This is a genomic window from Aliiroseovarius sp. F20344 (assembly GCF_023016155.1).
GTDB lineage: Bacteria > Pseudomonadota > Alphaproteobacteria > Rhodobacterales > Rhodobacteraceae > Aliiroseovarius.
Genome location: NZ_JALKBG010000003.1, coordinates 339,187 through 354,170, shown reverse-complemented (window position 1 = coordinate 354,170; position 14,984 = coordinate 339,187). Strand labels below are relative to the sequence as shown.

12 protein-coding genes are annotated in these 14,984 nt (G+C 54.8%); 10 read left to right on the top strand and 2 right to left on the bottom strand.

The features are described from left to right. The first annotated feature begins 2 nt into the window (after positions 1–2). From MWU55_RS02230 to MWU55_RS02205, 6 genes are all read left to right on the top strand, one after another. Complete coding sequence (locus tag MWU55_RS02230) at positions 3–908, top strand: 2-dehydro-3-deoxygalactonokinase (protein WP_246934072.1); 906 nt, start codon at positions 3–5, stop codon at positions 906–908. Further along, entirely contained in the window at positions 905–1,510 is a 606-nt protein-coding gene (locus tag MWU55_RS02225; RefSeq protein WP_246934071.1) for a 2-dehydro-3-deoxy-6-phosphogalactonate aldolase, read from the top strand. Before MWU55_RS02230 ends, MWU55_RS02225 begins: the two co-directional genes overlap by 4 nt. Then, entirely contained in the window at positions 1,507–2,352 is an 846-nt protein-coding gene (locus MWU55_RS02220) for an SMP-30/gluconolactonase/LRE family protein (protein ID WP_246934070.1), read from the top strand. Before MWU55_RS02225 ends, MWU55_RS02220 begins: the two co-directional genes overlap by 4 nt. Before the next feature lie 7 nt (positions 2,353–2,359). Next, positions 2,360–4,261: a beta-galactosidase gene (locus MWU55_RS02215; RefSeq protein ID WP_246934069.1), complete on the top strand. Its 1,902-nt coding sequence runs from the start codon at positions 2,360–2,362 to the stop codon at positions 4,259–4,261. Further along, positions 4,258–5,238: an aldose epimerase family protein gene (locus MWU55_RS02210; protein WP_246934068.1), complete on the top strand. Its 981-nt coding sequence runs from the start codon at positions 4,258–4,260 to the stop codon at positions 5,236–5,238. Before MWU55_RS02215 ends, MWU55_RS02210 begins: the two co-directional genes overlap by 4 nt. A gap of 581 nt (positions 5,239–5,819) precedes the next feature. Next, a complete protein-coding gene (locus tag MWU55_RS02205; RefSeq protein ID WP_246934067.1) occupies positions 5,820–6,113 on the top strand; it encodes a hypothetical protein in 294 nt (97 codons plus the stop codon). Here MWU55_RS02205 and MWU55_RS02200 read toward each other — a convergent pair. Together MWU55_RS02200 and MWU55_RS02195 are read right to left on the bottom strand one after the other, a co-directional pair. After that, entirely contained in the window at positions 6,101–6,799 is a 699-nt protein-coding gene (locus tag MWU55_RS02200; RefSeq protein WP_246934066.1) for a class I SAM-dependent methyltransferase, read from the bottom strand. The genes MWU55_RS02205 and MWU55_RS02200 overlap by 13 nt on opposite strands. A gap of 22 nt (positions 6,800–6,821) precedes the next feature. Next, a complete protein-coding gene (locus MWU55_RS02195) occupies positions 6,822–7,814 on the bottom strand; it encodes a glycosyltransferase family 2 protein (protein WP_246934065.1) in 993 nt (330 codons plus the stop codon). A gap of 94 nt (positions 7,815–7,908) precedes the next feature. On the opposite strand from MWU55_RS02195, the gene MWU55_RS02190 reads away from it, so the two are divergent. The 4 genes from MWU55_RS02190 to MWU55_RS02175 all read left to right on the top strand — a co-directional run bounded on the left by MWU55_RS02190 (position 7,909) and on the right by MWU55_RS02175 (position 14,825). Continuing rightward, entirely contained in the window at positions 7,909–9,486 is a 1,578-nt protein-coding gene (locus MWU55_RS02190; RefSeq protein ID WP_246934064.1) for a glycosyltransferase family 39 protein, read from the top strand. A gap of 482 nt (positions 9,487–9,968) precedes the next feature. Continuing rightward, on the top strand, positions 9,969–11,054 hold the full coding sequence (locus MWU55_RS02185) for a TRAP transporter substrate-binding protein (RefSeq protein WP_246934063.1): 1,086 nt from the start codon (positions 9,969–9,971) through the stop codon (positions 11,052–11,054). 112 nt (positions 11,055–11,166) lie between these two features. Further along, positions 11,167–12,159, top strand: coding sequence for a TRAP transporter small permease subunit (locus MWU55_RS02180; RefSeq protein WP_246934062.1), 993 nt, complete (start codon positions 11,167–11,169; stop codon positions 12,157–12,159). Positions 12,160–12,170: 11 nt separating this feature from the next. Then, a complete protein-coding gene (locus MWU55_RS02175; RefSeq protein ID WP_246934061.1) occupies positions 12,171–14,825 on the top strand; it encodes an SLC13 family permease in 2,655 nt (884 codons plus the stop codon). Positions 14,826–14,984 lie beyond the last annotated feature (159 nt).

Sequence of the window (14,984 nt, the reverse complement as noted above, 5' to 3'; positions counted from 1 at the left end):
CTATGGGACAGACACCAGACTGGATCGCCGTAGATTGGGGAACGACGCATATGCGGGCGTGGCTCAGGCTGAATGACGGCACTGTGCTGGATCGTCGTGACAGCGACAAGGGCATGGGCGGTCTGTCTCGGGATCAGTTTGAACCGGTACTGAATGATCTTTTGTCTGATTTGGCATCTGACGCGCGGTTGCCCGTGATTGTCTGCGGTATGGCCGGATCGCGCCAAGGCTGGGCCGAAGCCCCCTATGTTGCCGTGCCTTGCGCTCCGCCCGGTAGCGAAGCTGCCACCCTTGTTGCTTCGAAGCGTTGGGACGTCCGCATTCTGCCCGGCGTGAAACAGTCCAGCCCTGCTGATGTGATGCGTGGAGAAGAAACGCAGATCGCGGGCTTTCTTGCCTCGGAACCAGATTTCGACGGCATCCTGTGTCTGCCCGGCACCCACAACAAATGGGTGCATATCAGCGCCGGTGAGATCGTCAGTTTCCGCACGTTCATGACGGGCGAGATTTTCGCATTGCTGTCGTCGCAATCTGTGCTGCGCCATTCTGTCGATACCGACGGCTGGGATGAAGCGGCGTTCATCGACGCGCTGGCGGATACCATGTCACGCCCGGCTGACCTTGCCGCGAAGCTCTTTTCGCTTCGGGCTGAAGGGTTGCTGAACGATCTGTCTGCGGCAAAGGCCAAAGCGCGCATGTCCGCTCTGCTAATTGGGGCGGAACTGGCCGCGGCCAAACCCTATTGGCTGGGGCAGCAAGTGATCATTCTGGGCGAAGGATCCGTGGCCCGTGCCTATGAAACTGCGTTGAACAGCCAAGGCGCGATGGTGCGCTGCGTGGATGCTGAAAATATGACGCTGGCTGGGCTGACCGCCGCCTATGAAAAAGCAAAAGAGGCACAGACATGAGCCGCGAAATAATCGCCATTTTGCGCGGTATCGAGCCGGATGAAGCTGTCGATATTCTAGATGCGCTTATCGATGCGGGCATCACTAAGATCGAAGTCCCGTTGAACTCGCCCGACCCGTTCAACAGCATCGAGCGCATGGTACAGGCAGCGGGCGACCGGGCGCTTTTGGGGGCGGGCACCGTGCTGGACGTGACCTCGGTCGAACGGCTGGCATCAATCGGCGCGCAGATGGTTGTTTCGCCCGATGCAAACCCCGACGTGATTGGGGCGACCAAGGCGCATGGCATGCTGTCCTATCCCGGTGTTCTGACCCCGACCGAGGCGTTTTCAGCCTTGCGCTCTGGTGCGGACGGCCTGAAGTTCTTCCCGGCCTTCAAGCTGGGACTGGACGGGTTCAAAGCGCTCTCGGCCGTTCTGCCCAAGGACACCAACACCTATGCGGTTGGAGGGGTAGGCCCTGCGGATTTTGCTGACTGGCTGAGCGCTGGCATCACTGGTTTCGGTCTGGGCTCTAACATCTACAAACCGGGGTTCTCTGCCGAAGAAGTTGGGACGCTGGCCGCTGAAATCGTGACATCCTATGACGCGGCAGTCTCATGACGGCGCGTGTGTTTTCCCACACGATCTGCACGCTTGGCGAAGGCGCGTTCTGGCATCCAGAGCGCGCCCAGTTCTTTTGGTTCGACATTCTTGGCAAGAAGCTTCTGACGCGTCGGGGTCAGGATGAACAGGTGTGGGCGTTCGACGATTGCGTGTCGGCCGCCGGTTGGGTCGATCACGACAAGCTGATAATGGCCAGCGCCAACGCGCTGTGGCGGTTTGAGATCAAGACCGGCAAGCGCGAAAAGCTGACTGAACTTGAAGCCGACAATCCCGTCACGCGCTCGAACGACGGGCGTGCAGATCCACAGGGTGGATTTTGGATCGGAACCATGGGCTACAATGCTGAACAGGGTGCAGGGGCGATCTATCGTTACTATCGCGGAGAGCTTCGTAGGCTTTTTGGTAAGATCACCATATCGAATGCGATCTGTTTCAGTCCGGATGGCGGGATGGCTTACTTCACCGACACTAAGGACGGGCGGGTGATGCAGCAGGCCTTGGATGCCGACGGCTGGCCGAAAGGTGATCCGCAGGTCTATCTGGACTTGCGTGATCAGGATTTTGGCGCGGACGGCGCAGTGATCGACGCCCGTGGAAATTTCTGGAACGCTCAATGGGGCGCGTCACGCGTTGCCTGTTATGCTCCCGATGGGTCGCTGATCGAAGCCCGCTCGGTGCCTACGCCCCAAGCCTCCTGCCCTTGCTTTGGTGGGGCTGATCTGAGCACCTTGTTCGTGACCACCGCCGCTGATGGGTTGTCAGGCGACGACATGGCGGGCAAGACATTTGCCATCGAAACCAATACGACTGGACAACCCGAACACCGGGTCATTCTCTGAGGCGCAAATGAAACGCACGCTTGGCACCTGCTACTACCCAGAACATTGGCCCGAAGACATGTGGGAGGATGATGCTGCCCGCATGGTCCGTGCGGGTCTGACATGGGTCCGGATCGGAGAGTTCTCGTGGTCGCGGCTCGAGCCCACCCCCGGCGATTTGCACTGGGATTGGCTAGATAGCGCCATTGAGGTGTTGGGCAAGGCTGGTTTGAAAGTCGTGTTGGGCACACCTACTGCAACACCTCCGCGCTGGATGATCGACAAGCACCCGGCCATGCTGGCCGTCGATGCAGACGGTAATCCGCGCAAATTCGGCTCGCGCCGGCACTATTGCTTCAGCCATTTGGGCTATCGTGAGGAAAGCCGCCGCATCACTCGCCTAATGGCTGAACGCTATGGGCGGAACCCCAATGTGGCTGCATGGCAGACCGACAATGAATACGGGTGCCATGATACGACGATTTCCTACTCCGAGTCCGCCCGCGACGGGTTTCGCGATTGGTTGGCACAGCGATACCAATCCGTCGACGCCTTGAACCGGGCATGGGGCAACATTTTCTGGTCGATGGAGTATCGCAGCTTTGATGAGGTCGACCTGCCAAACCTGACCGTGACCGAGCCCAATCCCGCCCATGTGCAGGACTTCCGGCGGTATAGCTCGGATATGGTGGTGGCGTTCAACAAAGTGCAGGTGTGCGAGATCAAGGAGCGTTCCGACGCTCCAATCTCGCACAACTACATGGGACGCATTACGGATTTCGACCATTACAAGGTGGGCGAGGACTTGGATATCGCCACATGGGACAGCTATCCCTTGGGCTTTCTGGAAGACCGTGTCGGGGCCGACGCTGCCCGCCAACGCGCCTATGCCCGTCAAGGTGATCCTGATTTTCAGGCCTTCCACCACGACCTCTACCGCGCTGTTGGGCGCGGACGTTGGTGGGTGATGGAGCAGCAGCCCGGCCCGGTGAACTGGGCACCCTATAACCCGTCGCCTCTGCCCGGCATGGTCCGTCTTTGGACGTGGGAGGCCTTCGCCCACGGGGCCGAGGCCGTGTGTTACTTCCGCTGGCGTCAGGCCTCGTTCGCGCAGGAGCAATTGCATGCGGGAATGCTGCGCCCTGACAGCAAAGACGCGCCTGCTATGGCCGAAGCGCAAGAAGTTGCCCGTGAGCTTGCCGATGCGCCCAACGTCCAGCCCGCACAAGCCCCGGTCGCGCTTGTCTTTGATTATGATTCTGACTGGGCATGGGCCACGCAACCACATGGTACGGGGTTGAGCTATTTCGGGCTGGTGTTTGACCACTACAAAGCGCTGCGCCGCGCAGGACTAACGGTCGATATCGTCGCGCCCAATTGTAAGGATTTCGAAGGCTACAAGCTGATCATGGCGCCGGGATTGATGCATCTGACCGGTGGATTGCGCGCTGCGCTCGCCATAGCCGAAGGCCATGTCTGCTATGGCCCCCGTACAGGGGCGCGGGACGCTGGGTTCAAGATCCCCATTCCGCTGCCCCCAGCAATCGAAGGGCTGGACGTGACTGTGGCCCGTCTGGAAAGCCTTCGTCCCGATATGCCAATCTCGCTTGATGGTGGTGGGGCTGTGTCAGGGTATGTGGAAGAGCTGGAAGGTACAGCGCCCGTTTTGATGCAGACCGACGCGGGCGCGCCTGTGTTAATGGGCGCGGCTGGGCAGAGCTATTGCGGGGCGTGGTTGGATGAGGACGGAATGGACCGGCTTGTAGGGCTGCTAGGAGAGCGTTCGGGTCTGGAAATCCGCGCCCTGCCCGAAGGCATCCGCACCCGCCGCACCGCAACCGAAGAGTTCTGGTTCAACCACACCAGCAAGGTGGTTGAAACCCCTGCCGGAGTGCTTCCCCCGGCTGGTATCGCACGCCGCAAGTTATGACAGTTACGCAGGTCACCACCCTGCCGGATGGCAGTCCGTTACTCGCGGTGGAGCTTCGATCTGATCAACTGTGCGCCAAGGTGCTGAGCTTCGGTGCGGGTTTGCAGGATCTGCGTCTTGAAGGGCACCACTCCCCGCTTGTACTCGGGTATGCCAATCCGCTGAACTACTTATCCAATCCTGCCTATCTTGGAGTGATTGTCGGACGCGTGGCGAACCGGATTTCAGGCGGTCAGATTACCGTCAACGGCACCCTTCACGAGCTGGACAAGAATGAACAGGGCATTACCACACTTCATGGTGGGCGCGACGGGTGCAGCCACCGAAACTGGGACGTTCTTGATCGTGGGCCTGCACATGTCACATTGGGGCATGCCTTGCCCGACGGCCATATGGGGTTTCCAGGTCGTCTGGACTTGACGGTGACCTACCGGCTGCAAGGTGCCAGCTTGCAGGTCGAGGTGACGGCGTGTTCGGATGCCTCTACAGTGTGTAATCCGGCTCCGCATTTCTATTTCAACCTCGATGGAAAGGCAGATATTGGGGGTCACTGCCTGCAGATCGACAGTGATCAAGTCATTCCCACAGACAAAGGCATCCCTGTTTCAGGACCAATCAACGCCGAAACACTTGGTTTTGACTTCACCGGACCCAGAGCCGTGCCCATCGGGCTCGACCACCATTTCTGTTTTCGCGATGCCTCTGGACCTTTGCAGCAAATGGCACGGGTCTACGCGCCGGGGGCTGCGATGGAACTTCGTTCGACCGCGCCGGGGCTTCAGGTTTACGACGGAAGCGGGCTTGCAATCCGAGGTGATGGATTGATCGGCGTCAGCTATGGTCCTCGCGCGGGACTTGCGCTTGAACCGCATTGTTGGATTGATGCGCCGAACCAGCCTTGGTTCGGCCAGTGTACGCTTGAACCGGGCGAGCCCATGCACACGAAATCTATATTTACATTTGATCGCTTGGATTAATATTTGCATCCGCTTTACGGCAATCAGTCTTTAAGAGCATTCTCACGTCGACTTTTGGTTCCAGTTTTGGACTGGGGCCGCTTGCGAGAAAAGTCTCTGTACGTTTTGCATGAGCTAAATCGTCGGTTTTTTGTAGGTACTGAAATGAAACTCAGGGATTATCCCTGCAAGAATTTCACCAACAAAAAGAATGGCTTTGCAGATGCAGGTAACTCAAGGAACGATATGTCATGAGTTTTGAAGGCTAGGGTCTTACCTCTACGCAACACCCGCGCAGAGAAATCACGACATATTTCACGCGCTGCTGGGCGTTAAGAGCTTGAGGTGGGGGAATTCGGATCGAGGTGTTCATTTAGCCGAGTGAAGAAGCTCTCATTCCACTTGCGACGCCTCATCTTATTTGCATTGCGCAAAGCTGAGGAGGGTCAACAAATGGCACATAACGTCTTCCGAGAAAGCCCTATTAAGAACGGGTTTTATCAATTACTGGTGGGGAAAAGCTAAAGAACGCGGCCAATTTTCGTGTGCAACCGGAGCCGGAAAGAGTGACGCTGCTACTATGAGGTTAGGAACAATTGAAGATGGACGTGAATAGTTTTTTAGCCAATGAAGCAGTGGGCCTGATTGGGGGTGCAGTTTTCTTTGGGTCCTGGCTGTTGCAAGCTTGGCAATCGCGCAAAGCAGATCAGGCCGTTGTATCTAAGAGCTTTTTCACCCTTCGTGCTCTGGCGTCGGCACTTCTTACTTTCGAAGGTATCCGGATCGGGTCAGTGTCGATTTCATTGGTGATGGGCGCAACACTGCTTTTGATGCTATACAATATCCACTTGATACGAAGCCGCGAGAAGCGAGAGCGGCAGGATCAATCGTCTTGAGATATGAGTGCTGTGCTGTCGGGCAATGGAAGACAGGCCGCTAAGCCATCAAGCGAAACAGCTTTCAATCCCAAAGCAGAAACGGCGTCCTGATAGCGACGGCGTTTAAAATCATCGAACAGGATGTGCCCGCCAGGCTTCAGTCGGTTGATTGCAACTTGTAGGCAAGCTTCGCGTGCTCGGCCGTCAATCACGATGAGATCAAAGTCGCCTTCCACGTTGTTTATCGCAGCAACATAGTCGTCAAAATACTGACCTTCGAAGCCGAACTTGCCAGACGGAATCGCTCCTTTTGGCCGCGACGGTACTTGGATCGTACGGACATGATCGAATGGCTCAAGCCGAGGTTTAACAATTTCTGCCCAGCTGGGATCGTGTTCAACCGAGATCACTTCACCCGCACGCTTAGCCAACCAGACAGTACTGGCCCCAGAGCCCCATTCAAACACGCGTGCATTCTGGGTTTGAGACAGTTTCTTATCCACGGCGTCAATCGCATCAAAACTCCACCACGGGATATCAAGATGTACCATGTCGTCGATATCATAGATCGCCAATAGGGATCTAAACCACTTGGCCCACCGCCCGTCGCGCCGCTCTAACCAGCGTGTTACTCCCAATGAAGAAAGCAGGATGCGTAGCAATCGCATGATCTTCACATAGACGATACGGACGGCGTTTTTCACGAGGGTACCCTGCTACTATTGATCAAGACTCGATGACTTCATCGATGACATATTTATCGCGTTCACGCAGGCCCGACGCTTGTAAGAGCTCCGCCACAAGTCCGACGCCCAATATTTGGGTTCCAGTGACGGTAAACAAGATGCCAATGAACAACAGCGGGCGCGTCCCAATTGGTCCCATTCCGAGCAGCCACAGGACACTCAGATAAGCAATGAAACTTAGACCGATCAGCAAAAGCGGAAGGCCTATCATTGCAAAGAAATGAAGGGGGCGCGATTGATACCGCGTCAAAAGTTTCACGGTGCTCAGATCAAGAAAGCCCTTAACCATTCGCATCATGCCATACTTCGACTGACCATGTTCTCGGGCATGGTGCTCAACTACGATTTCGGTGCAGTTAAAGCCAACGGCGTGCAAAAGGGCGGGGGTGAAACGGTGAAGTTCTCCGTAAAGGTTCAGACGTTTTGCCGCGCGCCGGGTATAGGCCTTAAATCCGCAGTTGATGTCATGAATGTCGATATCGAACATTTTGGCAGTCATGCGGTTAAACACCCGAGAAGGAAGTGTTTTCCCCAGCGGATCATGGCGCGTCTGCTTCCATCCTGAAACCACGTCGTAGTTTTCGGAGATTCGCTCCAGGAAACGGGGGATCTCTTTGGGGTCGTCTTGAAGATCGGCATCCATAGTGACGATGATGTCGCCTTGTGCTTGCGCAATTCCTGCGGACAAAGCGGATGCTTTACCAAAGTTCCTTGTAAATCGAACGAGCCTTACGTGCTCTTTGCTTTTCGCCAAAGCAGCGGCGACGTCCGTGCCGCCATCGGTGCTGCCATCGTCCACGAAGATCAATTCCCAGTCACGATCCATCGGCGCCAAAACAGCGTAAATACGATCATACAACTTCTCGAGTGTCTCGATTTCGTCAAGAAACGGAACAACTACTGAAACACTGGCATTCTCTGAGATGATATTCGATTGAAAATCTACAGCTGTAGCCGTTGAGGTGAGATCCATTTTTCGCATTCCGGCCAGTCTTGTTCGATCTATAGGAGTGGTTATAAGGTCAATTAAATCAAAATATAAAGTTTTTTTCTTAACAGGTCAGCCCATGCAAGATCACATTGAACGACAGTCAGCTTGGTGGGCTGTGCGGATAATCGCCGCGTTCATTGTGCCTTTCGTCGGCTCTTATACACTTTTCGAACCTTTTGGTCGTGACCAAGGAATTCACGCCACCATTGCATTCGCATTGGATGAAGGGCTTGTGACTTATCGGGACGTTTACAACATCAAGCCGCCGCTTACGACTGCCATGCATTGGTTGTCACAAGCAGTTTTCGGGCACAGTATGATGGCGATCCGTGCGTTGGACCTGGTCGCCGCGGCGCTTGCGGCTCTTGGACTGGTTGAGATTGCAAAGCAATTGGGCAGAAAGCCGGCCTTTGGCCTTGCGACTGCCATTGGGTTCTCTGTTTTATACTATAGCTTCGGTTATTGGTCGCACTCACAAACGGATGGGTGGGCAGGGTTTTTGGTTATTCCCGCCGTCCTACTTATGCTCAAAGGCTGGGCACGTTCGAAAGGAAGGTCACGTTCGATCGCCATGTTCGGAGCCGGAGCAATCCTCGGCATCGCTTTTTGCTTTAAGTACACAATTGGTGGCACAGGAGTACTTGTCTTTGTTCCGTTGATTGCCACTCTGATCGGGAAAGATCAGATACGGTTCTATCTAAATGACTTTCTTGCCTGCTTTGTTGGCGGTGCATCTGCCCTTGCCCTGGTGGTCGGTGTCCTTATTTCCTTCGGCGCTTGGGCTGATTTCGCGGAAATCCAGCAGTATATTATGAGCTATATTGGGTACAAAAGCTCGAATACGCCGAGCGCACTGATTGGTTTCCTGCTGCCTGGAATGGCTTCGATCTTTTTACTTGTAGTGGTGTTTTTCGGGTTGCTCTGTGCGATATCCGACTGGATCAAATCCAAAAAGTCCACCCTGCTGGTGCTATGTGTTTTGTGGATTGCTGCCGGCTGGTTATCTGGCGCAGCGCAAGGCAAAGGGTTCTCCTACCATTTTCTTCCTCTGGTACCCGCCTATGCTCTGCTGATCGGGGTGGTGGTCGACTACTTTGCTGATCTTGCGGAAAATCGGAAGCGGTCATACGCAATCGCCACCATGCTGCTGCTTTCGCTTTACCTGCCGAGCATGGCTGCAAAGTTGAACAAGCTTGGAATCATGGCGTTCGTTTCTGACAGTCCAGATGAGGTTTATATTGCCAGAATTGCCCCATCCTCGGACTTTGACCTTTTGGCGACCCTCGAATTCGCCAAAACGCTCAATGAACACCATAAGACTGATGATACGCTTTTTGTCTGGGGGTACGCGACGATGTTGTACTTCTTGGTAGAAACGCCACCACGTTATAAATATCCTTATTCCTGGCCGTTCATGGTCAACCACCACGATGGACGATATGATCAGGATCTTATTGGACGATTGAAGGCCTCGCCTCCGACTCGCATAGTCGTGCAGCCTCAAGATGCGACACCTTGGGTAACTGGTAATCCCAGATCGTCTGAAGAACAGCTTCAACAGTTTCCCGAGTTGCTTGAATTTATTAACAGCCGTTATCGCCAAATTGAACAACACCCAAGGTTCAAACTGTACGAGTTAAAGGGCGAAAGCTGAGGTTCTGAAAGCCTTAGATTTCGCTTGTCGTGCTTGTGTTGCCGAGCTTCTCGAACTGACCATTTCTGTCGTCAATGGTTTGGAGCCATTAGCAGCAAAACCTAAAAGACTTTTTTGCGCATCTGATTGAGGTGACCTTGCGGTATTGTGCCTTTGATGAAAGCGCCGGTTGATCACGGATAAGGTGTTCAAGCAGACATTGCGTCAAAAGGCTCGTTGCAAACGAAAACTGATCCACTAAAACTACAAATGCTTGCTTTGGGATGAGATATCCAATTTCCTGCAGAACTATAGGCCTGACGGGTGGTTGAAGAGTGTCTGGCACCGGAATTGGTAAGATTTTTTTACCAGTTGAGCAGATTCCAATTGAAATATCATTCTAGCTGCGTAGTAATTGGCGTGGCAGCGCAGACGGGCCGTGGGTTGGTCTGTGCGTCTCAGAAGAAAAAAGAGAATGAGAACTCGGAGGAGGAATTTCCAATATGGAACGCCGTAAGTTTTTGAAGGGTGCCGCGCTGGGCGCCGGTGCAACCGCACTTGCAACGCCCGCCCTTGCCCAAAGTGGTAAGACCCTGACCATCGTATCGACCTGGCCGCGGGACTTCCCGGGCCTGGGCATTTCGGCTCAGCGTCTGGCTGAACGGATTGGCCAGCTGTCTGACGGTGCGCTGAATGTCGAGTACTTCGCAGCAGGCGAACGTGTTGGTGCCTTCGATTCGTTTGACGAAGTCGCTTCGGGCAATGCTCAGGCCTATATCGCCGCCGACTACTACTGGACCGGTAAGCACCCTGGCTTTGCGTACTTCACCTCGGTGCCGTTCGGCATGTCGACCCCTGAATGGAACGCTTGGATCCGCTTTGGCGGTGGTCAGCAGCTGTGGGACGAAGTTTCGGGTGAGTTTGGCCTGAAAGCCTTCGCTTGTGGTTCGACCGGTACGCAAGCCGGTGGCTGGTTCAACAAAGAAATCGAAAGCGCAGATGACCTGAAAGGTCTGAAAATGCGTATGCCAGGCCTGGGTGGTCAGGTTCTGTCGAAACTGGGCGCGTCGACCGTGTCGCTGCCGGGTTCGCAGATCTATGAAAACCTTGTTTCGGGTTCGATCGATGCAACCGAATGGGTTGGTCCGTACAACGACTACTTCATGAAGTTCTACGAAGCGGCCAAGTTCTACTACACCGCTGGTATGCACGAGCCGGGTGGCGGTCTTGCCTTCGGCATGAACGCAGCATGGTGGGGCGGTCTGTCCGACTATGAGAAAGCTGTGATCGAAGCAGCTTGTGCGGAAGAGCACGCCTATGCTCACGACGAAACCATCGCGAAGAACGGTGAATACCTTACCAAGCTCGTAGACGAGCAAGGCGTACAGGTTCGTTCGTTCAATGATGACGTTTGGGACAGCTTCGGCGAAGCCGCAGAAGAAGTGTTCGAAGAAACGCGCGACCACTCGGAGCTGGCTGCACGCATCAACGACGACTTCCAAGCCAAGTTGCGCGAAATGGGCAACATGATGGCTCAGTTCGAAGTTGGCTACGTGAACCAGCGTAACCGCGTGCTGGGTCTGGGCTAAACTCAGGTCTTTATACGATCAATCAGAGCGGGGCTTCGGTCCCGCTCTTTTTCAAGGCGCACGGGTCCAAAGCTAATAGACCATTCAGCGTCATCCGACTTCGGGGGGACACATGGCTACCGATTTTTCTGACATTCCACGCAACGGCGACCCGGCGATTGTGCCACGGTTGTTTGCTTGGGGTATGCTTGGATTTTTGTTTGCGTTTCTGGTGAACAATGCGCTGGTTGTGGGGTTTGGAATGCCCGGAACCAAGCCGATCTTTCAGGGCGGCGCAACGTCTGAAAGCTGGATAAACGTCGCTGTTTATGTCGCCTGTGTTGGGGTTGCGGCCTTCTATGTGATTAGCAGCAAAGCAACGTCTTTGCGGTGGGATGCCATGAAGATCCACCGTTTCAATGTCTACTTGATCCGGGCCATGTTCTGGTCGGTTCTGCTGGTCGGTATTGCTGACAGCGCCATCGCCTTCATGCGCGTCGAAGGAATCTTAGCCGGGATGTTCAGTGAGGACACCACAAAGCTGTTCAACAAAGCGCGCTGGGTTGGACCTTACATCCATATGCCGCTGATCGTGGCGGGATTTGTTATCGCGGCATTCACGCGAACACTGGGTTTCACATGGCTTGCGCTGATGATCGTTGCGGCTGAGCTGTTGATCGTGATCTCGCGCTTTGTCTTTAGCTATGAGCAAGCATTGATGGGTGACCTTGTGCGTTATTGGTACGCAGCACTTTTCCTGTTCGCCTCAGCTTATACGCTGTTTGAAGAAGGCCACGTGCGCGTCGATGTTCTCTATGCAGGTTTTGGCCGTACGACCCGTGGTTTCGTAAATGCCTTCGGGTCGATCGCGCTGGGCATGAGCACCGTTTGGGTGATCATGGCAGTTGGCTTTAACGGCAAGACCGCGATCATCAACAGCCCCATCGTGAACTTCGAGATCAGCCAAGCCGGTGGCGTTGGCATGTTCATCAAATACCAGATGGCTGCCTTCTTGGGCGTGTTTGCCATCACCATGCTGATTCAGTTCGTTAGCTACTTCCTTGAGGCCGTCGCAGATAAACGTGACGAGCCCGGACACCGAGATATCGCCCCGGCGGCGCACTAAGGACACGACAGATGGAATTCTACTTCCTAGCCCTTCTCATTCTGATCATGGCCGCCGCCCTTGGCTCCGGCTATCCCGTGGCATTTGCGCTTCCCGGCGCGGCCATCATCACCATCGGCCTTGCGGCTGGTGCTGGTTACATCTTTGCAGGCTCAACTGATGCCTATTTCCACTCGGGCGGGCCAAACCAATGGCTTTCTGCGGGGGTGACGAACCTTAGGGGCGTCTATTGGGAGGTTGAGAGGGATACGCTTATCGCCATCCCATTGTTCATCTTCATGGGCATCATGCTGCAACGCTCAAAGATTGCCGAAGATCTTTTGGTCACAATGGCGCAGCTGTTCGGTCCAGTACCCGGCGGTCTGGGTATTTCGGTCGTGTTCGTGGGTGCGTTGCTTGCGGCCACCACCGGCATTGTCGGCGCGACCGTTGTGGCGATGGGCCTGATTTCGCTGCCCGCAATGTTGCGCAACAACTATTCGCCATCGCTGGCGACCGGGACCATTGCAGCATCGGGCACGCTGGGTCAGATCATTCCGCCTTCGATCGTGCTGATCATTCTGGCGGACCAATTGGCCTCGGCGACCGACCAAGCTTCGACTGCACGTAAGGCACTGCACAAAGAGGCCACGGGCGAGCTCTCTATGCCGTCGGTCTTCGATGTAGCATCGACCTCGGCAGGCGAGATGTTCTTGGGTGCTTTCATTCCGGGATTGCTGCTGGTTGGCCTTTATATGGCATACATCCTGTTTTACGCGATCTTGCGTCCGAAGAACGCACCGGCGGTTCCATACGAAGGCAAATATGATTCAGCATTCCTGAAAAACGTCATGCTTACCCTCGTGCCGCCATTGGCGCTGATCTTCCTTGTTCTAGGGTCGATCATTGCTGGCATCGCGACGGTTAACCAAGCAGGTGCGATCGGTGCTGCTGGTGCGATGATCATGGCGGGCTATCGTCTGCCAAAAGGGGGTAAGTCGCTTTACTACCCTGCGCTTTTGGCCATCGCTGCCCTTGCTGTCGTGACCTTCGCCCTGATGAATTTCGACATGAACGTTAAGTCGATCGACGACGGAACGGACAAGCTTGGCATCACGCTGGGTGTTGTTGGCTCTGTTATGCTGTTGGTGGCTTTGGTTTGGTCGTGTTGGCGCGTTCTTAAAATTGAAGACACGCTGGCGGGCGTCATGCTGGAAACAGCCAAGACCACGTCTTTGGTGTTCATCATCCTGTTGGGTGCCGCCATGCTGACCGCTGCGTTCCGTGCGTTTGGTGGCGAAGAGCTTGTGAAAGAATTCTTGTTAAGCCTGCCCGGTGGGTTCTGGATGCAGTTCTTCATCGTGATGCTGGTGATCTTCATTCTGGGGTTCTTCCTGGACTTCATCGAGATCGCAGTTGTTGTTGTGCCGATTGTGGCGCCAATCCTGCTGGCTGATCCCGAGGCAAATATCACCGCAGTTTGGCTGGGTGTGATGATTGGTCTGAACATTCAGACCAGCTTCCTGACGCCGCCGTTTGGTTTTGCGCTATTCTATCTGCGTGGGGTGGCTCCGGCGATTGTGAAAACGGTGCAGATGTATAAGGGCGTGATCGCCTTCATCTCGCTTCAAATCGCAGCACTTGTGATTGTTGGCCTGTACCCACCATTAGTGAACTACTTGCCCAACCGCGTAAGCTTCCTATCGGAAAGCAGCCCTCCGCCGCGTAACCCGAAGCTGCAGCTGTGTCTGGAGGACTATGTTGGACAGCAGCTCTCGCAAAGTTCAGCGACACGAGATGCCATTGCGACGGCGCGTGGGTTGGATCTGTCTGTTCTTCCCAAAAGCCTTGCAGGCGATCTGATGGATGGGTTCGATCAGGCGGAGTCTGCGATTGCGGAACTTGAACAGGCATTTGCGTCTGCTGCTGAGGTTGAGGCCGCCGCTGGTGAATATCGTCCCCAGATGAAGTTCGTGCGTTCAATCGAAAAGCAGATCCGACGTGCTCAAGCGGAGATTGACGAACACTCAACGCAGATCAGCCGTATGCGCGATGAAAGCCAAGCAACTGCGAAGGCCACCCTTGAGGCTGAAGTTGCAGTGCTTGAGGCCGAGATCGAGCATCTTCAGGCAGAAATTCCTGGAACATGGGCCGATGTGAATAAGCAGTTCCTTACACTGACCAAGGCTGAAAACGGTGCACGTAACAAATACCGCCGTGCTGCTGACGGAGCCTATGAAGCGCCACAGGCCGTGTTGGCCGTTCTTGATGCGAACGATGCATTCGCCGCGATGGAACAGCCGCTTCAGGATATGCGTGCGACCATCATGACAACGCCGGAAGCGGAGGCAGAAGGTTTGGTCAACGATCTGTCGAAAGCCTTCGGTAAAATCGAAGGGGCGGATGACGTTAAAAAGGCACTGGGCAAAGCGCGCAAAGCGTTGAAATCCAAGACCCCAGATCGCGAAAAAGCGATTGCTGAATACGACAATGCGGTCGAGGCTTTCGAAGCGCAGCAAGGTTGGCGTTCAACCGCAAACGCGAATCTGCGTGCTGACCTTGAGGCTTATGTCGATAGCATCAAAGGAACATTGGGTGTCCGCCAACAAGAACGCTTTACGCGGGATCAAGCGTTGGCCATGGCATCGTGTACAGCGTATCACAGGGACATCTCTCTGAATTTCTAACAAGGCGCATAAGATTTTGAAAAGGCCGGGTTTTCCCGGCCTTTTTTGTTCTGAAATAGATGCTTGATTTCGACACGCTTGGTGCGGATTTCAGCAGCTATTTGCGACGCCTGTGTCGTAAACATGTGATGTCAAGTCGGTATCAACCCTTGCGATGTG

Excerpts from the sequence above, each read along its gene's own strand:
- MWU55_RS02230 (WP_246934072.1), top strand. The coding sequence starts at position 3 with ATGGGACAGACACCAGACTGGATCGCCGTAGATTGGGGAACGACGCAT.
- MWU55_RS02225 (WP_246934071.1), top strand. The coding sequence starts at position 905 with ATGAGCCGCGAAATAATCGCCATTTTGCGCGGTATCGAGCCGGATGAA.
- MWU55_RS02220 (WP_246934070.1), top strand. The coding sequence starts at position 1,507 with ATGACGGCGCGTGTGTTTTCCCACACGATCTGCACGCTTGGCGAAGGC.
- MWU55_RS02215 (WP_246934069.1), top strand. The coding sequence starts at position 2,360 with ATGAAACGCACGCTTGGCACCTGCTACTACCCAGAACATTGGCCCGAA.
- MWU55_RS02210 (WP_246934068.1), top strand. The coding sequence starts at position 4,258 with ATGACAGTTACGCAGGTCACCACCCTGCCGGATGGCAGTCCGTTACTC.
- MWU55_RS02205 (WP_246934067.1), top strand. The coding sequence starts at position 5,820 with ATGGACGTGAATAGTTTTTTAGCCAATGAAGCAGTGGGCCTGATTGGG.
- MWU55_RS02195 (WP_246934065.1), bottom strand. The coding sequence starts at position 7,814 with ATGGATCTCACCTCAACGGCTACAGCTGTAGATTTTCAATCGAATATC.
- MWU55_RS02190 (WP_246934064.1), top strand. The coding sequence starts at position 7,909 with ATGCAAGATCACATTGAACGACAGTCAGCTTGGTGGGCTGTGCGGATA.
- MWU55_RS02185 (WP_246934063.1), top strand. The coding sequence starts at position 9,969 with ATGGAACGCCGTAAGTTTTTGAAGGGTGCCGCGCTGGGCGCCGGTGCA.
- MWU55_RS02180 (WP_246934062.1), top strand. The coding sequence starts at position 11,167 with ATGGCTACCGATTTTTCTGACATTCCACGCAACGGCGACCCGGCGATT.
- MWU55_RS02175 (WP_246934061.1), top strand. The coding sequence starts at position 12,171 with ATGGAATTCTACTTCCTAGCCCTTCTCATTCTGATCATGGCCGCCGCC.